Source organism: Paludifilum halophilum, from assembly GCF_002245355.1.
GTDB classification, from domain to species: domain Bacteria; phylum Bacillota; class Bacilli; order Thermoactinomycetales; family DSM-45169; genus Paludifilum; species Paludifilum halophilum.
Window position 1 is genome coordinate 236,222 of the sequence record NZ_NOWF01000006.1, and the last position, 23,707, is coordinate 259,928.

The 23,707-nt window shown below is 51.9% G+C and carries 25 protein-coding genes; 12 read left to right on the top strand and 13 right to left on the bottom strand.

From position 1 onward, the window contains the following. The first annotated feature begins 200 nt into the window (after positions 1 to 200). Positions 201 to 386: a hypothetical protein gene (locus CHM34_RS11490; RefSeq protein ID WP_094264745.1), complete on the top strand. Its 186-nt coding sequence runs from the start codon at positions 201 to 203 to the stop codon at positions 384 to 386. Between the two features lie 119 nt (positions 387 to 505). Here CHM34_RS11490 and CHM34_RS11495 read toward each other — a convergent pair whose 3' ends face one another. The 5 genes from CHM34_RS11495 to CHM34_RS11515 all read right to left on the bottom strand — a co-directional run bounded on the left by CHM34_RS11495 (position 506) and on the right by CHM34_RS11515 (position 6,281). Next, positions 506 to 1,276: an SDR family oxidoreductase gene (locus tag CHM34_RS11495; RefSeq protein WP_094264746.1), complete on the bottom strand. Its 771-nt coding sequence runs from the start codon at positions 1,274 to 1,276 to the stop codon at positions 506 to 508. A 159-nt stretch (positions 1,277 to 1,435) separates the two neighbouring features. Continuing rightward, the gene (locus tag CHM34_RS11500) at positions 1,436 to 1,699 is read right to left on the bottom strand and encodes a hypothetical protein (RefSeq protein WP_094264747.1); all 264 of its coding nucleotides are present in this window, start codon (positions 1,697 to 1,699) and stop codon (positions 1,436 to 1,438) included. A 136-nt stretch (positions 1,700 to 1,835) separates the two neighbouring features. Next, entirely contained in the window at positions 1,836 to 3,482 is a 1,647-nt protein-coding gene (locus CHM34_RS11505) for an esterase/lipase family protein (protein WP_094264748.1), read from the bottom strand. Positions 3,483 to 3,583: 101 nt separating this feature from the next. Next, positions 3,584 to 4,498, bottom strand: coding sequence for an RluA family pseudouridine synthase (locus CHM34_RS11510; RefSeq protein WP_094264749.1), 915 nt, complete (start codon positions 4,496 to 4,498; stop codon positions 3,584 to 3,586). A 94-nt stretch (positions 4,499 to 4,592) separates the two neighbouring features. Continuing rightward, positions 4,593 to 6,281 (bottom strand): transglutaminase domain-containing protein, encoded by a 1,689-nt coding sequence (locus CHM34_RS11515; protein WP_169713704.1) that lies wholly within the window; start codon positions 6,279 to 6,281, stop codon positions 4,593 to 4,595. Between the two features lie 856 nt (positions 6,282 to 7,137). On the opposite strand from CHM34_RS11515, the gene CHM34_RS11520 reads away from it, so the two are divergent. Then, entirely contained in the window at positions 7,138 to 8,466 is a 1,329-nt protein-coding gene (locus CHM34_RS11520) for a tetratricopeptide repeat protein (protein WP_276207700.1), read from the top strand. A 98-nt stretch (positions 8,467 to 8,564) separates the two neighbouring features. Here the strand turns inward: CHM34_RS11520 and ligA are convergent, their stop codons facing one another. The 5 genes from ligA to CHM34_RS11545 form a co-directional block, all read right to left on the bottom strand. Beyond that, positions 8,565 to 10,577: an NAD-dependent DNA ligase LigA gene (ligA, locus tag CHM34_RS11525; protein WP_094264752.1), complete on the bottom strand. Its 2,013-nt coding sequence runs from the start codon at positions 10,575 to 10,577 to the stop codon at positions 8,565 to 8,567. Between the two features lie 25 nt (positions 10,578 to 10,602). Further along, on the bottom strand, positions 10,603 to 12,789 hold the full coding sequence (gene pcrA / locus CHM34_RS11530; protein WP_094264753.1) for a DNA helicase PcrA: 2,187 nt from the start codon (positions 12,787 to 12,789) through the stop codon (positions 10,603 to 10,605). A 125-nt stretch (positions 12,790 to 12,914) separates the two neighbouring features. Next, complete coding sequence (gene pcrB / locus CHM34_RS11535) at positions 12,915 to 13,628, bottom strand: heptaprenylglyceryl phosphate synthase (protein WP_094264754.1); 714 nt, start codon at positions 13,626 to 13,628, stop codon at positions 12,915 to 12,917. A gap of 162 nt (positions 13,629 to 13,790) precedes the next feature. Beyond that, entirely contained in the window at positions 13,791 to 14,090 is a 300-nt protein-coding gene (locus CHM34_RS11540; RefSeq protein ID WP_094264755.1) for a YerC/YecD family TrpR-related protein, read from the bottom strand. A 91-nt stretch (positions 14,091 to 14,181) separates the two neighbouring features. Next, positions 14,182 to 15,183, bottom strand: coding sequence for a DUF3048 domain-containing protein (locus tag CHM34_RS11545; RefSeq protein ID WP_094264756.1), 1,002 nt, complete (start codon positions 15,181 to 15,183; stop codon positions 14,182 to 14,184). A 255-nt stretch (positions 15,184 to 15,438) separates the two neighbouring features. Here CHM34_RS11545 and CHM34_RS11550 point away from each other — a divergent pair, with 255 nt between their 5' ends. The 10 genes from CHM34_RS11550 (at position 15,439) to CHM34_RS11590 (ending at position 20,993) form a co-directional block, all read left to right on the top strand. Further along, positions 15,439 to 16,170: a hypothetical protein gene (locus CHM34_RS11550; RefSeq protein WP_169713705.1), complete on the top strand. Its 732-nt coding sequence runs from the start codon at positions 15,439 to 15,441 to the stop codon at positions 16,168 to 16,170. 297 nt (positions 16,171 to 16,467) lie between these two features. Further along, positions 16,468 to 17,004: an RNA polymerase sigma factor gene (locus CHM34_RS11555; protein WP_094264758.1), complete on the top strand. Its 537-nt coding sequence runs from the start codon at positions 16,468 to 16,470 to the stop codon at positions 17,002 to 17,004. A gap of 8 nt (positions 17,005 to 17,012) precedes the next feature. After that, positions 17,013 to 17,459 carry an anti-sigma factor family protein gene (locus tag CHM34_RS11560; RefSeq protein ID WP_094264759.1) on the top strand — a complete coding sequence of 149 codons (447 nt, stop codon included), beginning with the start codon at positions 17,013 to 17,015 and terminating at the stop codon, positions 17,457 to 17,459. Between the two features lie 24 nt (positions 17,460 to 17,483). After that, a complete protein-coding gene (locus CHM34_RS11565) occupies positions 17,484 to 17,972 on the top strand; it encodes a hypothetical protein (protein WP_094264760.1) in 489 nt (162 codons plus the stop codon). Continuing rightward, positions 17,969 to 19,015: a DUF4097 family beta strand repeat-containing protein gene (locus CHM34_RS11570; protein ID WP_094264761.1), complete on the top strand. Its 1,047-nt coding sequence runs from the start codon at positions 17,969 to 17,971 to the stop codon at positions 19,013 to 19,015. Before CHM34_RS11565 ends, CHM34_RS11570 begins: the two co-directional genes overlap by 4 nt. Before the next feature lie 185 nt (positions 19,016 to 19,200). Beyond that, positions 19,201 to 19,464 carry a YgaP family membrane protein gene (locus tag CHM34_RS11575; RefSeq protein ID WP_094264762.1) on the top strand — a complete coding sequence of 88 codons (264 nt, stop codon included), beginning with the start codon at positions 19,201 to 19,203 and terminating at the stop codon, positions 19,462 to 19,464. Then, entirely contained in the window at positions 19,457 to 19,594 is a 138-nt protein-coding gene (locus tag CHM34_RS19350) for a hypothetical protein (RefSeq protein WP_169713706.1), read from the top strand. Before CHM34_RS11575 ends, CHM34_RS19350 begins: the two co-directional genes overlap by 8 nt. 165 nt (positions 19,595 to 19,759) lie before the next feature. Then, entirely contained in the window at positions 19,760 to 20,404 is a 645-nt protein-coding gene (locus CHM34_RS11580; RefSeq protein ID WP_169713707.1) for a CBS domain-containing protein, read from the top strand. A gap of 143 nt (positions 20,405 to 20,547) precedes the next feature. Further along, positions 20,548 to 20,775 carry a hypothetical protein gene (locus CHM34_RS11585; protein ID WP_141201697.1) on the top strand — a complete coding sequence of 76 codons (228 nt, stop codon included), beginning with the start codon at positions 20,548 to 20,550 and terminating at the stop codon, positions 20,773 to 20,775. A 5-nt stretch (positions 20,776 to 20,780) separates the two neighbouring features. Further along, a complete protein-coding gene (locus CHM34_RS11590) occupies positions 20,781 to 20,993 on the top strand; it encodes a hypothetical protein (protein WP_094264765.1) in 213 nt (70 codons plus the stop codon). Positions 20,994 to 21,062: 69 nt separating this feature from the next. On the opposite strand, the gene CHM34_RS11595 is transcribed toward CHM34_RS11590, so the two are convergent. From CHM34_RS11595 to CHM34_RS11605, 3 genes are read right to left on the bottom strand one after another with little or no spacing between them, the layout of a single operon-like run. Further along, a complete protein-coding gene (locus CHM34_RS11595) occupies positions 21,063 to 22,127 on the bottom strand; it encodes a CDP-alcohol phosphatidyltransferase family protein (protein WP_094264766.1) in 1,065 nt (354 codons plus the stop codon). A 7-nt stretch (positions 22,128 to 22,134) separates the two neighbouring features. After that, positions 22,135 to 22,887: an ABC transporter ATP-binding protein gene (locus CHM34_RS11600; protein ID WP_094264767.1), complete on the bottom strand. Its 753-nt coding sequence runs from the start codon at positions 22,885 to 22,887 to the stop codon at positions 22,135 to 22,137. Between the two features lie 2 nt (positions 22,888 to 22,889). Further along, the gene (locus CHM34_RS11605) at positions 22,890 to 23,699 is read right to left on the bottom strand and encodes an ABC transporter permease (RefSeq protein ID WP_094264768.1); all 810 of its coding nucleotides are present in this window, start codon (positions 23,697 to 23,699) and stop codon (positions 22,890 to 22,892) included. Between the last annotated feature and the right edge of the window lie 8 nt (positions 23,700 to 23,707).

The window sequence follows — 23,707 nt, forward strand, 5'->3', positions numbered from 1 at the left end:
CCTTCGATGAAAAAGCGTTTCCGAAGGGATCCCTGTTGTGTCCAACCCTTCAAAAAATCATAACAAATAAAGAAAAAGTCAATGATCAACCTATCACAAATATTGGAAATTAAGCTTTTTGATCCGCCGTTTCTCCGATACCATCCATCTCCTTTACTTTCTTGTTCAGCGGTATGGTATAGTGGATGCGAGGTGATCCCATGAACGTAAAAGCTGCTGCCTTCGCCAGCCGGTTAACCGGCGTCGTCGGCATTCTCGCATCCTTCCTGCTGTGGAAAATGTATGGCCCCGGCGGTCTGATCATCGGACTGATCGGTTCTTCTTTCTGGTTCGGACTGGGTTGGTATGTTGTGAAGAAACCCGGGACCCGAAATGTGTCGAAATAACACCCTCTCATTATAACGCAAAGTCACCCTGTTTTGTTACAACTTCTTTGTTTCTAGATCCGTCCCCGAACAGCATAGGTCTGAAGCAGGAATCGGTGATGAAAAGGGTCTTTTCGTCTCTACCTTTCTGCCTGAAAATCTTGATTGTCAAATCCCCCGGTGACAGGAATGACAGCACCCGTGATAAAATCGGAGTCCTGATCGGCCAAAAACCGGATCACACGAGCCAGGTCTTCTCCAGTGCCGGGGCGGCCGACAGGGTTGCGCGGATCTGTCTTCCCCCGGGCGGCCCGGATCGGCGCTTCTTTGTAGGGATCGCGGATATCCCCCGGACATACCATATTGACAGTAATCCCATAGGGAGCCTCTTCCTCGGACAAGGTCCGGGTCAAGGAGACCAGCCCGGCCTTGGCCGCGGCATAGGCGGAATAGCCCTCCCAGGAAGGAGCGTTTTGTACATCGGGAAAACCGAAGGTGACGATGCGCCCCCAATTTTTCTCCCTCATCCCGGGAACCACCTGCCGGACGCAGTGAAAAACGCCGCTCAGATTCCCTTCCACCATTTCCCGCCACTGATCATCCGTCATCTCCAAGGCGGGAATCCGTCGAAACAGAAAAGGACCTGCGGCGCAGACCAGTACATCCACTCCCCCCCAATGCGTTCGAATCGTCCCCGCCATTCTTTTTACATCGGAAAGGAGAGAGACATCCCCCTGCAAGGTCATCGCCTTCCCGCCCGTCTCCCGAACCTCCTCCGCCAATCGCTCCGCTTTTTCCTGACTCCTGCGGTAATTGACGGCAACGCGGTATCCCTCTTCGGCCAATTTTTTCGCTGTCATCGCCCCAAGACCGGAAACGCCGCCTGTCACCCAGGCTACGCCTCGCCCCATACGAATCCCTCCTTCTTTGGTGTCACTTCGGGGTACAGCTCCCCCCCCCCCTGTAGATGAATCGGGTTCATTGTACCCAACACTTGCGTTCAACGCAAAAAACCCCGTGTTAACGGGGTGAAAACTATTAATAAGTTTTATCAGGATAAAACAAAAGGCTTACCGGCCGGACGAGTCCCTGGCCGGTTCCAGAATTTGCTTGGCCATCAATAGCAGGAGTAAAGCTCCTCCGCTGATTCCGAGGAGGGTCCATCCCGGGCTGACCAAGTCCCACAGGGAGACTGACAGCAGGATGACAGCAATCCCTCCCAAAGCCGTCGCTCGGAAAAGGCGTCGTTTGGTCCACCAAGCCAGACCGGCGGACAACAAAGTAACGGTCGTCATTGCTTGCCATTCCCACAGGGTAAGAACAGACCAGTCCATGTCCATCTCCTCCATTCACTATACATTATGACCCGTTCCCGTCGAAATCATACGCCGGGCATTCATGGTAAATAAGCTGAAAGCCCCGGGAAACAAATCCCGGGGCTTTCAGCTTTATCTCCATCGGGGGAATTGATTAATCCCGATCCGGTACATAAAAAGATTGGATGACGGTTCGTCGGAAGGATTCGCCTTTCCGAGTCATCCCGCGGATATCCAGGGTCAGATTATAAACCCCGGAATCTTTCAACGCAGGCAGTTCCCCTGTAAAGACACCGGTCTCTTCCTTTTGCGACGGAGTCAATCGACCGCGGTACATTTTTTCCTCCGTCGCCTCGGTCTTTCCTGTTTCAGGGGGAACCACTCTCATCTGTACATCGAAGCGGTCTAGTTGCCACCGCTGAGGGTCTTTCATTTTCAATCGAACCGGCACTTTCTCACCGGATCGATTCGGCGGGTTCAGCTGCAGTTGGACGGAATTTGCCCCTGTAAACGTGGTTGTCAACAAATAAGCGCCGCCCTCCGAACTGGTGATACGAATGTTCCAATCTCCTGCTTCCGGTTGATCGATTCTGAAAGCTTGTACATGAGCCCCGCTGAAAATCTGTGAATCCTTCCCGCGAAAGTATTCTCGACTTTCCGGGTTATACGTTCGTCCCGACGGAGAAACAAGAACCACCCTATCTTCGGCATTGTCAGTCATGACGCTAAAAACCGCTTCTTGTTCACCAGAGTTCACAGGAATGCTTTGTTCAACCAGCTTTCCGGCTTCAAGGGGTCCCCCGTTTACAATCCGCTCCGGTTCCCCCGCAAACTCTTCCATCGCTGCTGCTGCCACTTCTTCAGAACGGTCAGCATCGGAGGAAAGTTTGTCCGTCGTTTTCAAGTAAGGTTCGATCCGGGGAAAGGAGGTTCTGCCGAGACGGATCTGATCGTGGTCGTAATCGGCGGTAAACAGATGATGTCCATAGGGGAGACTGGTACTCCACAGATTCACCAGCCCGTCATTCTCTCCGTATGCGGACAGATAAGCGCCCCCGGTCCACAGAGCGGAGGGAAACGGTCCCCAGGAAGTACCGGCCGTGGTGATATACGTATTCTTCTCCGCATCAGGATGAGAGTCCGTCACGGAGCGAAACTGTTCCATCGATCCGGTCTGTAAAGATTCCGTTCCGGGATCCCGGGCACCCAGCAGTTCCGCCAGCCAACCCGCCCACGAACTGTAAGCCAGATCCGCCAAATGAGAGCCCCGGTGCGGAGAAGCCAGAGTGACAACCCGGCCCACATGGAGCCAAGCTCCCGAATGAATTAAAGCCGCCTGTGAATCGACTCCTCCTTTACTGTGAGCGACGATATTGACCGGTTCTCCGAAGTGAGCGCTGATTTCTTCCAACATCCCGGCTAAAAGCTCCCCGTTATCATACATGTCCGCCGCCTCGCCGCCGGCATCGTGAAGTTGAACGAAGGCGGTGCGGTATCCATGGTTGTAAGCGTATTCATACATGTCGTTTATGCCGTAATATTCTGTATCTTCATACCAGCTTTGGGCTTGACCATGCAACCCTTGTACAAACACAACCGGCGGTTTATCCTCCGTACTTGAAGGCTCCGCTCCCAGGAACCAAGTTCCCGGGGTCCCTGCGGGATCCTCCGGCACCCATTTCCCCATCGGCTTCGGCGGCGGCGGGGATCCGACGTCCTTTTCCGCTTGAATCCAACCGGAGGGAAACACCATAGCCATTGACAAAAAAACCACCATCATCACCCAAAACCCCCGTCTCATGAATATTCCCCCTTTTTAAAAAATAGTTGCCAGTCTCCCCCCACTCTTTTGCGTTATATATTCTCTGTCGATGAAAAAATCCCTCCTTTCCCGGAATCCCATCAGGAGCGGAGGGAATGGATCAAATGCTCGATATCTGGGGGAAGCCGGGATTTCCACTCCCGGACAGCGTCCTCACGAGGATGAATCAGTCGGAGGTAGGAAGCATGCAGTGCTTGACGGTTCATGGGAAAATCGCTGCTGTCTCCCCCGTACATTTCGTCCCCGATGATCGGGTGACCTCGATGGGCAAGATGGACGCGAATCTGGTGGGTCCGGCCCGTTTCCAGGCGAAGACGGAGAACGGTCGCCGCAGAAAAGCGCTCAATCACTCGGTAATGGGTGACTGCTTTCGCTCCATTTTCCACCACAGCTCTCCGGGCGGGATGATCGGGAGAACGGGCGATCGGAGCATCGATCCTTCCCTCGTCGGAAGGAAATTTTCCTCGGACCACTGCCAGGTACTCCCGCTTATAGCGGCGGCGGATCATCTGTGCTGACAGGAAGGCGTGGGCATGAGCATGTTTGGCAAAAACGATCAACCCCGAGGTATCCTTATCCAGCCGTGTCACGGGACGAACAGGACGAAACTCCCCTTTCTGCTTCCAGTGATAAGCCAGACCGTTGGCCAACGTCCCTTCCCGATATCCTTTGGTCGGATGAACCACGATACCGGGTTGTTTATCAATAATGATCAGGTCTTCATCTTCTTCCACAATCCTTAAAGGAACCGGTTGAGGGTCGATCTTCACATGTTCCTCCTCCGGCAACACCGCCCGCAGCAGATCCCCCGCACGGACGCGGGAAGTGAGATAGACCGGCTCTCCGTTTAAGAGAATCCCCCGGCCCAGCTTCAGACGACGAAACATACGCCGGGAAAAACGAAACCGATTTTTCAGCACCTGGCGCACCATCTTTCCTTTTTCATCCGATCGGACACGGTGAGTAAAATCGGCCTCCGCTGTTTGTTCCTTCATCGCGTCACACCTCCTCTATAGCAAAAGCCCGGTTTAGAAAAACAGAAGAAAAACCCGCCGCCAGGCGGGTGAAATTCGGAAAAACAGCTGAAAATCAGTACATCACCCCGGTGCGCCGGTGCGTTTTTTGAAACTCGGCGGGATCCGGATCAAAATACTTTGTGGAGTACTTACGGATAAATCGGTCATTCTCATCGATATAGCCAGCGCCCCAAGTGGGATCCATCGTCAACCACTGCCCCCCCACTTTGACTTCCACCCAGGCGTGCCGGTTCCCGTCGGCGTATCCCTCAACGAAACGGGTTTCGATGCCGATCGAACGAAGCAGTGCGATCGTCAGGAAAGAGTAGTCCTGGCAAACCCCTTCCTTTTCCCTCAGGGTCTTCAGGGCACTATCATCATATTCAAAGGTGTCGTTTTTAAACTTTTGCACATCATAGCGAACATTTTTCGCCACATATTGATAGATAGCCAAAGCTTTCTCCCGCTCCCCTTCCTTCCCCCGGGTCAACTTCCGGGCCAGTTTTTCAATCTGATCGGAATCCGATTGAATTCCCCGGGAGGGAAGAAGATTGCGCAAATCCTTCTCGGCCGTGTTTCGGACTGTAAAACGGGCGACTCCGAAAAATCGGAAGTAGTCCCTTCGCTCATCGGTGATTTCCGGGACGTTCACCGTTACTTCATATTCCCCGGGACCGAAGCGGAGCCAAAAAGTGTCGTCAAACCGGTAATTTTCCACAGGGATAAAGTAGGTGGCCTCTTCGCCGTCTTTTTTCGTCTGAACGATCAGGTTTTCCGTCTCTTCGGCGAAGGGGGCATCCGGATCGATCCTTCCTTTGATCCGGTACTTCATGTTCCCGCTGCCTCCCCCGGACAGAGGCTGCTCCAGTTTCACACCCCGCTTTTCATAATGTTTGAAGTACTCGATGGGGTTTCGTTTCTCTTCCGATCGGTTTTTCACCCATAAGCTGGCCGCTTCATTAAAATAATTTTCTCGGTCAGTGTCCGGAACTAACACCGTCAACTTATGAATCCCTTTCCCGTAAAAGAGGGGAATTTGAGCGGAAAAGCGACCATTCTTTGTAGAAATCAAATGCTCCCATTGCTCACCGTCTTTCTCCAGACGGATCATCACCTTGTGATTCGGCTGCTTGCCGAGCGATCCCTTCAGCTGGAAAGCACCCTTCGCCTCAGTCAACCCACTGACCGGTCGACTGATTTTTACATCCATTTCCCGGCCGATCCGGGTTCGGGAGATATCCCGTTTCCAGTTGGGATTTACATTGGTCACCTCAAACTGAGCCAAATCATAAAAGCGATCCTTCTCTTTCGTACTGGGAAGCCGGACAGTCACCCGGTATTCCCCTTTGCCTGCAAACAACCGGATCGTCTGATCAAACTTTCCTTGTTTCAACGGTGCATAATAGGAAAAGCGATCCTCATCCGAGGAGTCGGGGCCATCGATTTTCTCCACTTCAATCCAGGCGACCTTTGCACGAAAATCCCGGTAGTCTTCCGCAGACCCGGCGACACGAACCCGGGTATTGCTGGCGAATTTCTCATACTCTGGGGACGTCAACTCCCCGCCTACCTTTTCCGCATAGGGTTCCAACTTCAATTTTTTCAAATCCATGCTCTCATTTTTTTCTCGAGCCATCCGATCCCACTTCGACATCTTCGGTTTTGCATCAGTCTGAAAAGGGGACAACAGTCCGCAACCGGTGATGAGTGCCATCAGCACCGCTAAGGCGACCGCCACGATCATCCGTGTACGCTTTTCCAAATCCATAAGCTCCCCCATCGGTAAGAATCCAAGGTCCATCAGCGATTTCCATCGAAAGACGGATACTTCATTTTATCAAAGGATGGGCCTGTATATGTTCCCAAAAGTTTTCACAGATTTCAGCGTGAAACTTCCTTCATCGTTTAAACAGAAGGATATCGATAAATCAGGACAAGCGCAAGAGAAAATGAGGCAAAAAAAGAGGACCGTCCGCTCAGGGACAATCCTCCATTCGAAAGGACCAAGACCAAAAAAACAGCGATTAGGAGACAAAGCCCACCCTTCCCACGCTGTCATCATCCCGGAAGCGACCCAAAGGGTTCTGAACCGAGAACAGCGGAGGGTTTCCCGGCAGTTTCGTATAACCTGTACACATCAGGGGTTTAAGCCCCACTGCCTGAAACGATCGACAAGCTCCGTCGCCGTCTGCGCACCCGGGAGGCCTGAAGGAGAACCAGCTCTCTCCCGCCTTCGGGTACAGTACCATCATACAATAGAAAGCGGCCTTTATGTTTTTAAAACTTCGACATTATTCGACAAAATCTGCCCCTGATTTATCGTCCATTTCCCGCTTTTTTTCCGTAAGTTTTAAAACCTATGGATACTCAGGATCTCCTTGCAACTTCGGTAGCGCACAAGCGATTTTAAAGAAATTTTATCCAGGGTAGGAGTAGAACGAAAAAAACCTGCAAATACGGGCTTTTTCCTCTCTTCCTTTTGTAATAATATATAGAAAAGTATCATTATAATGATGGGCCCCATCGGTACATATCCCGATAGCACGGATGATTCGCATTTATCTTGAAAAATCCGATATAGCGAAAGGAGGGGACCTCCGATCGGCCTGGGAAACAACATCCGCCGAAGGCGCAAAGAATTAGGTATGACCCAATCGGAACTCGCGGAAGGGATCATCTCCGTTCCTTATCTCAGCTTGATCGAAAATGAAAAGGCCCATCCCCGGCCGGATATCTTGCAACCCCTCGCCGGACGACTCCGATCCACGATGAAAAACCTGATGGGGGTCACCGATGAAGGGACGATCCGGAAAGCGGAAAACCTGATTGACCGGATCCGTACCGCCCTGGTCTACGATGGGGTGGATCAGGCACTGGAGGACTTAACTGAATTAAAAAGCCTCTCCTCTGCGATCGCGGACTCCAAAGTGTTAATGAAAATCGAGCTGTTGGAGATCAATGTATGGATTCACCGGTTTGATGAGGAACGGTACCGCAATCAACTGGAGACCTTCGGCAAACGATGGGACAATTTTGAAGAAGAACCCAACCTGATGATTTGGTATCTGCGGTTAAAAGGAAACATCGCTTTTTTGAAGGATCGGTACGAAGAAGCAATGCTGCATTACAAAGCGGCGGAAAAAATCCTGCCCGACGTGACGGACGAATTGGAAAAGGCCTATATTTTCGGTAATCTGGGCAAAGTTCACCTTTTAATGTCCAACCCCGCCCTCGGAATTCTCTACGGGGAAAAAGCGATCGAAATCATGCTCCGTAAGGACCGGTGGGTGGAAATGTGCAGCATGCTCAATATTCTAGGCTCCTGTCACACTCACAATGGGGATTACATGGAAGCAGTCCATTGCTTTGAACGCGTCTTGCGAATGGGCAACCAATTTTCCATCTCCAAGGTGTTGATTTCCCGAACCTACCATGAGCTGGGAATCTGTTACATGAAACTGCAGGAATATGAGCGAGCCACCCACTTTCTTCACCTTTCCCTGGAAGTCGTCTCCCCGGAACAGCTTCCGCAGTGGGAGGTGGGCTGCGTTCACCAGGTCCTGTGTCAGACCTATATTAAAACCGGCGAAATCGCTAAAGCCAAGGAACATATTCTTAAGGCGATGGATTCCCTGAAACATCGGGAACGTCTGAGGGCGGAGTGTCTGATCTATCTGGGGCAGATCCATTATGCGAAAGGAGAAGATGAACACTTTATCCGATGTTATATGGAAGCAATTGAATCCTTTCTCAAAATGGAGACTTCGGAAAAAGTGGCCCGCGCTTCACACACCCTCGGAAAATACTTCCAAAGCAAAGGGGAAACCGATCAATCGCTCATTTATCTGTTGTTGGCTGTGGAACACTATAACTCCCTGTTTCCCCCCGTCGACTTCGAAGTGACTCTGCCGGAACAGAAAACAACCGTCAAACCCTTTCCCCAATGAAAAAAAGCCGACCCGATCGGGTCGGCTTACAATAATATCGATCCGACGTGCATATTTAGCGAAAATAAAGCCTCAGTGAAAAGAGCGGTTGGGAGAGATCAAGTGTCCAACATCGACAGAAATTCCGCCTCATCGAGGATGCGGATACCCAAATCCTGCGCTTTTTTCAGCTTGGAACCGGCTTTTTCCCCGGCTATGAGCCAATCGGTTTTTTTACTGACGCTCCCGGTTACGTTTCCACCCCGCTCTTCCACCTGTGCGGCGGCTTCTTTTCGGGACATCTTTTGCAGGGTTCCGGTCAAGACCACTGTCTTTCCGGCGAATGGGTTGCCTCCCTGCTGTCTCTCAGCGGGGGAAGGCCCTTTGTATTCCATGTTGACTCCCGCCTGTTCCAGGCGTTTAAGAGTAGACCGCACCTCCGGTATCTCAAAGTAGGTTACAATGCTTTCCGCCATTTTGGGACCGATCTCGTCGATCGATTCCAGCTCTTCCCGGGACGCTTTCATAATGGATTCGATATCTTTGAATTCCTGAGCCAGAATCCGGGCCCCCTTGGCTCCGACGAACCGTATACCCAAACCGAACAACAGGTGTTCCACTGAGTTTCCCTTACTCTTCTCAATCGCCTCCAGCAGATTATCGACGGATTTCTCCCCCATCCGCTCCAGGGGAAGGAGATCTTCCCTGTTTAACTCGTACAGATCGGCGGGTCCTTTGACCAATCCCTCCCGAAACAGCTGGGACACGACTTTTTCCCCGAGACCGTCGATATTCATCGCTCCGCGGGAAACAAAATGGATCAACTCTTCTCTCGTCTGGGCCGGACATTGGGGGTTAATGCAGCGCAGAGCGACCTCCCCTTCCAGGCGAACCAATTCGCTCCCGCATTCCGGACATTCCACCGGCATCTGATAGGGTTTCTCGTCACCCGTCCGGTGCTCTTTTAACACTCCCACCACTTCCGGGATGATATCCCCGGCCTTTTTAACAATCACGTGATCTCCGAGCATAATCCCTTTTTCCCGGATCATGTCCTCATTGTGAAGGGAAGCCCGCTTCACTGTCGTTCCCGCCAGGGTGACCGGATCGAGGAGTGCAGTCGGAGTCACGGCTCCGGTCCGTCCCACGTTGATCTCGATGTTCCGGAGAATCGTCACTCCCTCTTCAGCGGGAAACTTATAGGCGATCGACCAGCGAGGGCTTTTAGCGGTGGTCCCCAGCCGCTCCTGAAGCTCCAGATCATCCACCTTGATCACAATGCCATCGATTTCATAGCCCAATTCCGTCCGGTGTTCCCGCCAGTAATCGACGAAATCCATCACATCATCCATCCCCTTGACCGTCACCCGATCCGGGTTCACCTTTAAACCGAGCCGGGAAAGCATCTCCAGAGCTTGCGTATGGGTGCCGGGAGCCTCTGTCCCCTCAACTTCTCCAATCCCGTAGAGGTATATATCCAAGGCCCGTTCCGCCGCCAGTTTGGGATCCAGCTGACGCAGGCTACCTGCCGCGGCGTTGCGCGGGTTGGCAAAAAGAGCTTCCCCCCGTTCCTCCTTGACCGCGTTGATCCGTTCAAATTCCTTGTGAGGGAGAAAGGCTTCCCCCCGCACCTCCAGGGTGACGGGTTCTCTGAGGCGCAACGGGATGGAACGGATCGTTCTCAGGTTTTGGGTGATATTCTCCCCGGTCCGGCCATCCCCGCGGGTCGCTCCCCGAACGAATACGCCTTCCTCATAGCGAAGAGAAACCGCCAATCCGTCGATCTTCAACTCACAGACGTAATCCACTGTCTCTACCTGACCCAAGCGCTTGATGCGCCGATCAAAATCCTTCAGCTCATCGAAGTCAAAGGCGTTCCCCAGGCTGAGCATCGGAATGCGATGGTTGACTTTCTCAAAGTAGGGGAGAGGTTCCCCGCCCACCCGCTGAGAAGGGGAGTCCGGGGTTACCAGGTCGGGGTGTTCCTTCTCCAACCGGATCAATTCCCGCATCATGGCGTCGTAATCCGCATCGCTGACCGTCGGCTCATCCAGCACATGATAACGGTAATTGTGTTCGTTCAATTTCGCGCGCAGCTCTTCGATCTGCTCCGACGCTTGTTTCCGGTTCAAAATCCCTTCCTCCTCTCGCCCCACTTCACGCCCGGGAAATAGGGGCAAATTTGGCCAATAACCGTTTCACCCCCACCGGGGCCGGGAAAGCAATGTTCAATTCCATATCCTCTTCGGACCCCTGCACTTTGACCACGGTCCCCACACCCCATTTTTTGTGCTGGACCCGGTCTCCCTCGCGCCAATCCATGTCCGGGTTGGGTTCGGGGCGCAGAGGACCTTGACGAACAACCGGCTTTTTCAGCACCGCCGAGGGTTGTCCCACTGTTTCAACCAGCTGTTCGGGAATCTCCTTCAGAAAAGAGGAAGGCGGGTTGGCATTGGTCTGACCGAACAGCATTCGCAACCGGGCCCGGGTCAAATACAGTTGTTCCTCCGCCCGGGTGATACCTACATAAGCCAGACGGCGTTCCTCTTCCAGTTCCTCAGGGTCCTCTAGAGTTCGGTTATGAGGAAAAACCCCTTCCTCCATCCCTACCAGGAATACCCGGGGAAATTCCAGCCCCTTGGCGCTGTGCAGCGTCATCAGGGTAACGGCCTCCCGGGATGCCTCTTCGTCCTCATCCAAGCGGTCCATATCCGTGACAAGGGCCAGATCCGTCAGAAAAGCGACCAAGGTTTTATCTTCATTTTTATCCTCAAACTCCCGGGTAACGGAAAGAAACTCGTCGATGTTTTCCAGACGGCTGGCGGCCTCGACGGTCTCTTCCTTTTTCAGTTCTTCCCGGTATCCGGAACGGTTGAGAACCTCTTCTGTCAGTTCTCCTGCCGTCAGGTATTCCTGCATGGCGTTCAGTTCCTTGATCAAGCCGACAAATGTGTTGAGGGGCTTGATGAAACGAGCTGTCAAACCGATATTCTCCACTTCGAGAAGGGACCGGAACATGGACAGATTCTGCTCTTCAGCGTAACGGGCGATTTTGTCCAGAGTTGTCGGACCGATCCCGCGCCGGGGAACATTGATCACCCGAGTCAGACTCAAATCGTCATCGGGATTGACCACCAATCGCAGATAGGCCAGCAAATCTTTAATCTCTTTCCGCTCGTAGAACTTCATCCCCCCGATCATCCGGTAGGGGATATTGGCCTTCATCAATACTTCCTCCATCACCCGGGATTGGGCGTTTGTCCGATATAACACCGCAAAATCACTATAATCTTTCCCGTTTTTCTGCTCTTTTACTATCGTATCCGCAACAAAATAGGCTTCCTCGTGTTCGTTTTCCGCTTCGAAAAGCTGAACCGGTTCTCCTTCCCCGTTTTTCGTCCACAGGTTTTTCGCCTTGCGTTCAAGATTGTGGGCAATCACCCCGTTGGCGGCACGGAGGATCGTTTGCGTCGAGCGATAGTTTCGCTCCAGCTTGATCACTTCGGCATCGGAGTAGTCCCGTTCAAAATGCAGGATATTGGTGATATCGGCGCCCCGAAACCGGTAAATCGACTGGTCGGAGTCCCCGACGACGCACAGGTTCCGATGGCGTTCCGCCAGCATCTTCACCAGAATGTACTGCACATGGTTGGTATCCTGGTACTCGTCGACATGGATGTATTGGAACTTCTTCTGATAATAATCCAATACCTCCGGAACCTGTTGAAACAGACGGACTGTCTCCAGAAGCAAATCATCGAAGTCCAGGGATTGATTCGCACGGAGCTTGTCCTGATACGCTGCATAAACCTGGGCGGCGATCTCCTCAACGAATCCCGAGGCCCGGGACTCCAGGTCCGCAGCTGTCCACAGGCGGTTTTTGGCGTTGCTGATCCGATGAAGGAGCGACCGGGGAGGAAATTGCTTCGGGTCGATATTTTTCTCCTTCAACACCTGCTTGATCACCGTCAACTGGTCGGAACTGTCGAGGATGGTAAAGTTGCGGGAATATCCGATCCGCTCGATATCCCGCCGAAGGATCCGGACACACATGGAGTGAAAGGTGGAAATCCAGATCTCTTCCGCTTCAGGGCCCACCAGATTTTGAATCCGTTCCTTCATTTCCCGAGCCGCTTTATTCGTAAAAGTAATCGCTAAAAGATTCCAAGGATGAACCTGTTTGTCAGCCAACAAATACGCCACCCGGTGGGTCAGGACCCGCGTTTTCCCGCTTCCTGCCCCGGCGACGATAAGAAGGGGTCCCTCCGTCTTCTCCACCGCCCGTCGCTGGTCCGGATTAAGGCCCTCTACCAGGCTTTGATTGGTCCAGGTGTGCTCAGACATCGATATTCGCACCTTTCCTGTCGATAGATTGTCGTTTGTTAGAATGGCAAAAGTCGCTTAGCCAGAACACGACATCCTCCCCCGCCCCCAATTGCTGGATCATCAATGGTTCTGGTTGATGAACTTCATACGCCGGAAAGGCGTGTCGTTTCCTTCACCCAGTGAACTGTTTCCACTGCCGCATCCGCGTTGCGATAGACAAGGTTGCCGACGATGACGGTGTCGGCGACTGCCGCCATCCTCCGGGCTTGTTCTTCATTGGACACGCCCCCGCCGTAGATCAGCTGAGTGGAGTCCAACCCGTTCCGCGCCGCCTCTACGATAGACGGGTCCCCATAGACACCGCTGTATTCCACATACAGAGCGGGGAGATGAAACAAATGCTCCGCTATCCGCCCGTAAGCAGTGACATCGGAAGAGGCGAGTTCCGTTCGGCTCCCCGTCAGTCGAGCCACTCTGGAATTCGGGTTGAGTACCACATAACCAAGGACGGCCAAATCTTCCCAGGGAATCCATTCCCCGAATTTCTTAACTGCCTGGTGCTGTAACCCGACCACCCACTGAAGGTCCCCGGCATTGAGCACCGTCGGGATCAGATACCCGTCCAATCCGGGAACCACTGATTCCAAACCGGATACTTCCTGAACGCACTTCACCGGGTATTCACTGACCCGATCCAGCAATTCCCGGCTATTGTTTTGGGTGACCCCCTCCGTTCCCCCGACAATCACCGCATCCGTGCCGGAAAGGCAGATCCGTTCCAAAGCCCGGTCCGACAGCACCCGGTCGGGATCCAACTTAAAAGCGTGGCGCCAACCTTTGATCCATTGTCTAAGCATCCTTCAACCCCCTTGCCGCCCGCTCGTTATTCGTCCAGAACCATTATACCGCACCCCACCGGAGGGAAAAAGGAAAGGAGATAGGCACTCGGAATACGGGGAACACCACAAAAAACCGCTGACTGATCCCTGTCAGCGGTTGTCTCCTTCCCGTACCACCTTTTATTCCTCATTTTCCTCCAACCGGTCCAGCACCAGGGTATAACCGTCCGTCCCGTAGTGCAGACAGCGTTTGACACGGGAGATGGTGGCGGTGCTTGCCCCGGTGTCGGCCTCGATCCGGTTGTAGGTATAGCCCTCCCGGAGCATTCGGGCCACTTCCAAACGCTGGGCCAGGGACTTGATCTCCCCGACTGTGCACAAGTCATCAAAAAACTGATAGCATTCCTCGGTATTTTTCAGTGTTAAAATAGCGGCGAACAGATTGTCCACTTCTTTTTGCCTCAATTTATCCAGCTGCATCTTCTCACCTCTTTGCATCGGTTCGCCCCCGCGATGAGGCCCTCTTTCACCCTTTAAATGATGAAATTCGACATCGGAAGCGCCAAATCCTTCATCCCCGGGAGGAGACGTGTCCGTCTTCCGGAAGAATATTGATCCAGGTCTTTCCCGGCAGCAGAGGGACCACTTCCTGTTCCACCAGCGGAACCAGCCATCCGTCACGGTTCTCCCAATGAATCGCTATCCGCTTTCCCTTTTGAAACAGGTACCCCTTTCCCGATTCCTTCAAGTCCACTTCCCTCCGGCCGGCACTGTCAACCACCTGGTGGTCCGTGTAGAGAACCAGTATATTATTCATGGACAGCGGCTGATTGGTCTCCCGATCCACCTGCTTTTTCCCCTGGGTGTACCGAATGTATTCTTCCGAAGCTTCATCATAGCGATACCCCACTTGATACCGGGATCCGTACCGGATTTCCACCTCGGATGCGGATCGCCCCTGTTCCACCGCTCCTCGATCATCAAAACGCCAAGGCCCTTCTACAGCAGAATCGGGAGAGAGCCCCTGCTGGTTGGCTCCCTGCCTCAATTGCTCGACATCCGTATACAAGTTGTGCGGCGGCTGTCGGGATTTCTCCCTTTGAAAGTACCGAGCGGCTCCGTGAATCCCGTCCAGGCTGGGAATCCGTTCACTCTCAATCCGTTTCAAAGCGGCGGGAGAGCCCCCGGCGTGAGCGACAACCGCCCCCATTCCCGCGGCCAAGTCCAGGAAATAGGGTCGGACACTGCGGACTGGTCCCACCTTTCCGGGGTTCTGGCTGTGATAAAAAGCGGCGAATCGGGTAATCGGCCCCTCCGCCAAGATTTCCACCACCACGTCCGCCCGGTTCAATCCGGACTGGGGACGGGCTTTTGCGTGGTTGTTCACCATCACCATCAGAGCGGAACGGGCATCTCCCTTCTCCGGCATACCGGTAAAAGGATCTCTGGACAAGGTCCCGGACGTCGTTTCTTCCTTCTCCTCTGTTTTCGATGTCTGATCGACAAAGTTGCCATGACATCCCGCCACAACCACCACCAACACCATCACCAGTCCCCAGACCCTTATTCGCATGCTACCACACTCCTTCCCGTTGGTAACCCCCTGTTCTCTTTCCGCAAAAAAGCAGACTCTTCCTTTTCATCTTATTGAAATGCCTCCATCATCATTATTTCCAAACAAAGACGATCAAGGTAGAAGAAAAGCGAACCCCTTGTTCAACTTTCCTATCAATCTTTTAGTCCCACCTTAACCGTTGGTTTACATGAATTTGTTATGTTGTCAATAGATAGAGGCAGGCTTCCACTTCCACCAACAAGGAGAGTTCCTATGAATATCACCGTTTTGGGTACAGGATCGGTCGGTTTGATTACCGGGGTCTCCCTGGCTTATTTGGACCACCCGACTCTGTGTGCGGAGCTTTCCCATCCCGCTCCGAAACGGGACGACGGAATCGGCTCCTGGGAACCCGGGCTTAACGAGCTCCTTCTGACCACCATCCACCGGCAGACGCTCCGTTTCGCCTCCGACCTTTCCGAGGCGGTAAGAGAAGCCGACGTCATCTATATCGCCGCCGGGAACTCGTCCTCCCCCCACGATTCAGTGAACTCCACTCTCTACCGACCGGCTTTGGAGGCAATTGCCTTCCACGCCCCGCGCAACCCTCTCGTCGTTCTCCAGGGAACCGTCCCTCAGGGAATGACAAAGGCTACCCAACGCTTTCTCCGCAAACACTCCGGAAATGAAACGTTGAGCGTCGTGCATCATACCGAATGGATGCGCCGAGGAAAAGGAATTCGGGACTTTTTCCAGTCCAATCGGCTGGTCATCGGTACCCGATCGGAACGAGCCCGGGAAGTGACGGAAGAAATCTATCGGGACCTTCCCATTTCCATCCGGTATACGGACCCTTCCCATTCGGAATGGATCCAGTACGCCTATCAGGCTTGTCTAGTCCCCCTTTCAAGCAATTTTGTTCTGTCTTTTTGGAAGGATGGTCACGGAAACGATCGAGGTCGGTTTTCCCCTTCGCTTCACATCGGCGGTAAAGGCACTCCGTGAACAAGGCGAGACTTGATCCTAGGCGCAAACGCCGCTACGCTGGAGGTGAAGAACCGTAGCTTTCGCCCATCTTACAAACACATCCCGGAACTTGATCCGAAATCCGCCTGCTGAGAGATCCAAAGCTGAAAAACTCCACGGAAGGATTCCGTAGGGTCGTACCGAACACTTGCTCCATGCAGGTGTTTTTCTTTTGATCATCTACATGACAGCCGGGCGATTTTTTTGCAGGAAATTTGAAGGGTTTTCTCCCTTGTTTACGTCTAATGGAATGAACGCCTTAAATAGGAGGAGGCCATGACGGTTGAAGAGCAAAAAATTATCCGGCAAATTCAAGCGGGAAGCCGGGAACTTTATCGCGTAATCGTCGAGCGCTACCAGCAACGGGTATACGCCGTCGCCCTCCAAGCCACCGGCCATCCCAAGGACGCCGAGGATTTGGCCCAGGAGATTTTCCTGCAAGCTTATCGCTCGTTGTCCTCTTACCGGTATCAAGCGCAGTTTTCCACATGGCTGTACCGGATTGCCATCAATAAAGCTTTGGACTGGAAACGGAGAAAGGCCCGCTCCCCTTCCCCGCATCCCGCCGTGGATGTGGAAAAGGAACTGGCAACATCTTTTTTGCCGGAGCCGACCCTTTTGAAAAAGGAAGAACAAAACCGTCTCCGACAAATGGTTGACAGACTCCCTGACAAGTATCGATGTGTCGTCGTCCGATACTATTTCAACCATGATTCCTATGAAATCATCGCTGATGATCTGGGTATCGCCAAAAAGACAGTGGAAACCCGCTTATACCGGGCAAAAAAATTGCTTCAATCCATAGGAAAGTAGGGATTTCCATGCCTTGTCCGGTGAAAACGGAGGAAATCATCGCCTTCAGCCTTAACGAACTCTCCCGGAAGGAGTCCGAACGCGTCGAATCCCATCTCTCATCGTGTGCCGACTGTCGGCAAATCCGGCGGGAACTAACCGCTTTTCAACAAGCCTGGGAGAAGCCCGAAGGCTCCCCTTCCCTCGGATTCGTCGAAGAGGTCATGGATTCCCTTCCGGAATCGACGAAGCGACCCGTTCGCTTTCCCCAACGAGTTCGATCCATCTGGAAGGCTTATCGAATGACGGGAGTTCACCTGTTGGTTGCGTCCGCCGCCACCGTCGTTTTATCCCATCTGGGATGGTTCCGGCTGTTCCCTGACGCGATGCTTCACATCTCCGCCGGGATGGAACTTTTGAGCAATGAACCGATTGACACCTTGCTCCAATACAAGCTGAACCAATACCTATCCTGAAGAAGGTCAAAAGGGAGGCCTCTTATGGACAAATCAAAAGCAGCCACTTTTTTCCTTTCATTGGTTCCCGGTTTGGGTCACTTCTACCTGGGCCAAATGAATCGGGGACTCCAGTTGATGATCGCTTTCTTTGGAAGTATGTTACTGTTCGACCTGCTCCGGGTGAATGTTTCTTTTGTCTTGCCGATCATCTGGTTTTTCGGGATCTTCGACGCTCTGCAACAGTATCAGAAAATCGACCGGGAGAAACGGGTCATTGACTCCCCTTTTATCCCCTGGAAGGGACATTTGCACCCGCAACCCGGGTGGTTGGGCTGGGCCTTCGTGGTTCTGGGCGTCTATCTGCTGTTCGATAACCTGTTGCCGAGGGTGTTGGGATGGGGCACTTATGAGCTGGTGCGAACCGTTGTCATTGCCCTTTTATTGATTTACCTCGGCTTTCGGATCATCACCGGTAAAAAGCTTTTTCCCTCCTTCAAAACCCATGATCACGAAGGGAGTCATCGCCCGTGAAACAATGGCGCGTAGGATCCATCTCCGCCGGCTTTCTGCTAATCCTGCTTGGCATCCTGCTTCTGGGTCATTCCTTTTGGGACCTGCCGGCCATCGATTGGCTGATCAACAGCTGGCCGGTTCTGTTGATTCTGCTGGGATTGGAAATCTTGGCCTTTCAGTTCATCCGGAAAAACGAAAAAATCCGTTTTGATGGAATCAGCCTGATTCTTTTGTTTTTTGTCGTACTGGCCACCATGATCCTGTATCCGTTACAGGCTTCCGGTTTCATCGAAGCTCTGGGCCAGCAACATCACTCGACGGAAGTCGACCGTTCCCTCGATCTGCCTGACTCGGTGACCGAGGTGGTCGTAGATGTTCCCTCCAGTGATATCCGCATCACCGGTGCTGAGCAGAAAAAGCTGGATTTGACCGGGAGATTGGAGGTTCCTTCCCGAACTTCGGAGGAAGCCGCCAATCGTTTGGATCAAATGCTCACCCTGGAAGTGAACGGTTCTCAGGCTACCGTTCGGGTGCGTGAACCCCGTCGCTGGAACTGGCTTTCCTCTCACCGTTCTTACCCTTCCACTCTGGACCTTGCAGTCCCTGAATCCAAAAAACTGGATCTCCGCGTAGCCAACGGTGATGTCAACATCAAAGGCATTAACAACCGCGTACAAGCGGAAAACAAGAACGGAGACCTCATCTTTGAACAGATCGGCGACAGAGTGGAAGCAAAGACTGCAAACGGAGATATTGAAGTGAGAAAAGCGAAAGGGCCTTTTCGCCTAGAAACCTCTCACGGGGATGTGAACATCAACGACGCCCAGGTCTCCGGTAACTGGGACGTAAAAACGGACAACGGGGATATCTTAGTTGATTTGACGAAAGATACCGAGGCTGAAGTGGAAGGAATCACTTCTTTCGGCGAATTGAAAGGCGATATCGACTGGAATGAGAAAAACCCGGGAGAAGGGATGCGGGGAAAAGCTGTTCTCGGCTCTGAAAAACACCAGGTTCGACTGGTGACTTCGATGGGGGATATCGAAGTGAATACTCGATAAATAAGGTTACAAAAATATCTTTCGCAATCAAGACGGACCAGGGCCGCCCCCTGTACAAAACCGACGCCTGTGATGTACAGGCGTTTATTTTTTACTGCCACATCCCTCCAACCTTGTCTCCGAATAACCCCTACATACCCGCCCATACTAACCATAGCGTCGATGAGAAAGGAGGTTTGACATCGGTGCAAAAAAATGTGGGTACCTGGGACGCAATCATGCGAATCACGATGGGAGCGGCCGGACTGGCTTGGAGCACCTCCTGTATGACCCGTAAACCCGGTCGCACCCTGCCTGTCATCGTAGCGATGATGTCCGGAATGAAGGTGGCGGAAGGAGTTACCCGTTTCTGTCCTCTTCTGCATGCAATGGGGGTCACCTCGACGGAGACAGAAGTGAAAAAAAGCGGATCACCGAACATGCCCCGGCAAAGAGGATGGAGTGAGTAAAAACGTGAGCTCGCTATGGTGGGACCAACTTCTCGATGACGCTTACGTCTTCCTGAATATCGTCGGTACATTGGTCGTTTTGGGACTGGTGATCGACCCGTCCCGTCTCCGCCGCAGAAAAACGGATTGACCTTCTTGACCCTGCGATCATAGATGAGGTTCTTTCGACAAAAGATGGAATATGCCTCCTCTCCGTTTCATAAAATCCGTTACAGCTTTGCTGTACGGATTCGTGTCCTGACAGGTGTCAAGGCACTGATTCACTTTTTAAGAAACGAGAGGGGTGCTTTTTACCGTGTTGATTCGGAATTGCCTGACCCCCCGAAACGAACTGGAAACGGTTTGTTTGGACACCTCTGTGGAAAAAACGTTGGAGCGATTAAAAGAGTACCGGCTGGAATCCATTCCCGTGCTGGACCGGCAAAAACGTTTTGCGGGAATCACCGGTTACGGATGCATTTTTAAAGCATGGGTTTTTCAAGGTGAGCCCGACGGTTTCTTTACCGCCCAACAATCCATTTCTTCCACCGTTCAAACAGTTCCGGTTCTGACGATGGACAGTGATTTTGAAGAAACTCTCCCGATCATGGTCCGCTACCCTTTTGTTCCTATCGTTGAAGACAAGGGAACCTTTGCCGGCATTGTCAAGATCAGCGCAATTGAATCCGCCCTGAAGTGCACTTTCGGTTATGGGATGAAAGGGACTCGCTTTCTGATCGGCGTATTCATCGATATGCCTCATGTGTTGGAAGAACTGTTGGACTCCATTAAATCCTTCGGCGTCAATATCATATCCATCGCCAGTTTTGATGCGGGAAACACGGCCGCCCGCCGCATTCTTCTCAAAGTCTCACCCTCTCCTTACGATGAACAAATCGTACAGCGTTTAACCGAGAAAGGGTTTCGCGTCATCAATGTTCACTCGGACCACCGCCGTTAAATTCGGTAACACGGTCTCGCCCGAAAAATCAAGGGCTGGGCCGTTCTTTTTTGAAAAATGCTTGAATTCAAGGTCCGATGGCGCTTATTTTATAAGAAGGAAAGATTCCGCCGGCAAAGTATGATCGATTGTTGGATTTTTATATGGCAAAACAAAAACATAAATCTTTTGGAATAGGACCGTCCGTAGATGGAAAAAGAGGACTTCCTTACACAAACAAAGGCTGCTTTGCCGGACTGGAATCCGTCAACGCTAAAACCGTTAACGGATTCTTTGAAAAAGAGGAGGTGGCAAAAGGTTTCGTTCATGGTAAGATAGAAAGAACATATGATCGATTTCTGTTACAAGGACTGCAAAGCTTAAAGGAGTGAGAAACATGACTCTGAGCGAAGCCGAAAAAGAAACCGTGATCCAATTCGACGAAGCCGGAAATACGGCTTTCGTCTACACGGCCAGCTGGGATATCGCCCGATCCTTAAAGCGGGCGGGCTACGCTCCCGTCAAAAAAATCAAGGGAGCCTGGTGGTTTGAAGTACCTGTCGGTGCCCTCAGCATCCAGGGAGAAAAACAAACGATGCAACTGGGGTAAACCGATCGGGTGACTGACATAAAAAGCCCCGGATCCAACATCCGGGGCGATCACCGTAAAATGGACGGCTTATTTGGCGACGGAGGACGGTGCGCCTGTCACCATGGCTTCTTTTTCTTCTTCGGAAAGAGTGGCTTCAATCGTTTCCGTCGCTTTTTTGATTCTGTTAAATTCCCGTTCAAAGTCCTTGGTGCTCAACCAAATCTTATAAAGGATGGTTCCTTCAAAGGCCAGCAAGAGAATAGCACCAAAGAAGATTGACTCTTTGACGAGGCCGAGGATCGGAGCCAGGACAAAGATGAACATCTGAAACTCGATCCCGCTGAATAAGTGCATGCGAATCCGCCTGTTGAGGAAGAACTCCCTCAGTTTCATATACGTACTGAATTTGGATTTGAACTCTTGTTGCAGATCCACCTTCTTTTTCCCCAGGGGATCTTCCGCATCCTTAACGGGAGCCTTTGCAACCGGTTGTGCTTGTTTCTTTGTCCCGTCCAGAGATTCCTCCTCACCCTCATCATTGGAATGATCATCATCCCCTTCTTCCCGTTTCGTTTCCTGGGAAGGAGGTTCGATGACAATCCCTGCATATCGGGCGGTTTTTTTCAATTTTCTCCGGGCTTTACGGATTTTACCCCGCATCTCCCGGCGCAGCTTGTACAGTTGCAGAGCATTGATATGGCGAGTGCCATAGGCAAAGAGAAAAACGAAGCCCAAGTACAGGTAGGCAATCTCTTCAGTCATGCGAAACTGGCTGTATATCAACGCGGCTCCACAAATGACCACGCGGATATGGTCCAAGCTGATATCCAAGAGCATTCCAAATGTGGAACCGGTCCCCTTCAATCGAGCAATTTTACCGTCCATGCAATCGATGATAAAGCTCAAGTGATACAGGAGAGCTCCGATAATCAGAGCGGTATAGTCGCCGAGATAAAAGCAGTATGCCGCAGTCATTCCGATGATAAAGGAAAAAATGGAAAGCTGGTTAGGAGTGATATTGGTATGGTTGGCCGTAGGAAGAATCAAACGGGCGGCTACAGGGTCGACCAGCAGTACGGTCCACCATGCGTCTTTCTTTTTATAGGTTTGATGGACATCCTCCAGGGTAAATTTTTGTTTTTCCCCACTCAATCTGAGATCACGCTCCCTTCTGTTTTTTCTTTTTCGGTTTCTTTTCATTCTCATATTGGTCCAGCATGGCACCGATCTCCCCGACATCGGCTACCCGGCCTTGATCCAGGATCAAGGCCCGATCACAGATTTTCCTCAGGGGCTTTAAGCTGTGAGAGACAACGACCAGAGTCTTGCCGGCATCCCTCAACTCCTCCATTTTGGCATAGCATTTCTTTTTGAAGTCCTTGTCGCCGACAGCCAGCACCTCATCGATCAGGATGATGTCCGCATCGATATGAATCGCGATTGAAAAGCCGAGACGCGCTTTCATACCGGAGGAGTAGAACTTGACCGGGGTGTGGATGAACTCCTCCAGCTCGGAGAAGGCGACAATATCATCGTACACTTCCTTGATCCGTCCTTTGTTCAATCCAAAAATGGCGCAGTTGAGACGAATGTTTTCCGACCCGGTCAAGTCCCGGGAGAGCCCGGCCCCCAGTTCGATCAAGGGAGCAACTTTACCGTTGATTTGAATGCTGCCTGTGTCCGGGGCAATGATCCCTGACAAAACCTTGAACAACGTGCTTTTCCCCGCTCCGTTTTTCCCGATAATGGCATAGGACTCCCCTTGTTGAACGCTAAAGGAGACATCGTCCAAGGCGGTAAACTCCTTGTATCTTTTTTCCTTTTTAGCCAAGGAGATGAAAAAGCCTTTTAACGTTTTATCATAGGCTTTTCGAAAATGTTTGGTCAGGTTTTTGACGACAATCGCTTCCATCGTCAGATCACTTCCCCTACACGGCGGTTTAAACGCTTAAAGATCGCCCAGGACGAAAACAGAAGAACCAGCGACAATACGATTGTATAAATGATGAATCCCGGCGATACCATCTGATTTTCATAGAAAATCCCGTGGTATAAAGAAATCATAACGGCCATCGGATTTAAAAAATAAAAATCGGCGAACTGCTGTACCAGATCCGACTCATTCTGTGACAAGAAGCTGACCGGATAAATAATGGGGGAGAGATACATCCAGCCCCGCAACACCAGGTTGATGATAAACTCCACATCACGGTAATAGATGTTCAGCACGGATACAAAAAAGACACAGGCCAGTGTAAAGACGGACTGGAGCAGAACAAAGGCCGGCAGCATGGCCAGCTGTCCCCAATCGATCGGATGCCCCAGGGACAGCGCAACTACGAATACCAGCAGGAAGGCCGGCACAAAGTTGACCAGGTTGGACAACAACATCGTCACCGGAAAAATCTCCCGTGGAAAGTACACTTTTTTGATCAGAGAGGCGTTGCTGGAGAGAGATTTGGTCCCCTTCTTCATCGAATTGTTAAAGAACGTCCAAGGAATCAACCCCGACAGGATAAAGAGGGAATAGTGCTGAATCCCTTCTCCTCTGCCTTCTGTCACATTGAGGATATACCCGAAGACGATCGTGTAGATCACCATCAAACCCAAGGGTTCCAGCAAGGTCCAAAAGAAGCCGAACAGGGAGTTCCGGTACCGGATGCGGACTTCTTTATGCACGAGAAAGTATAGTAGTTCTTTGTACTTCATCATTTCTGCCAACATAGAGCGTT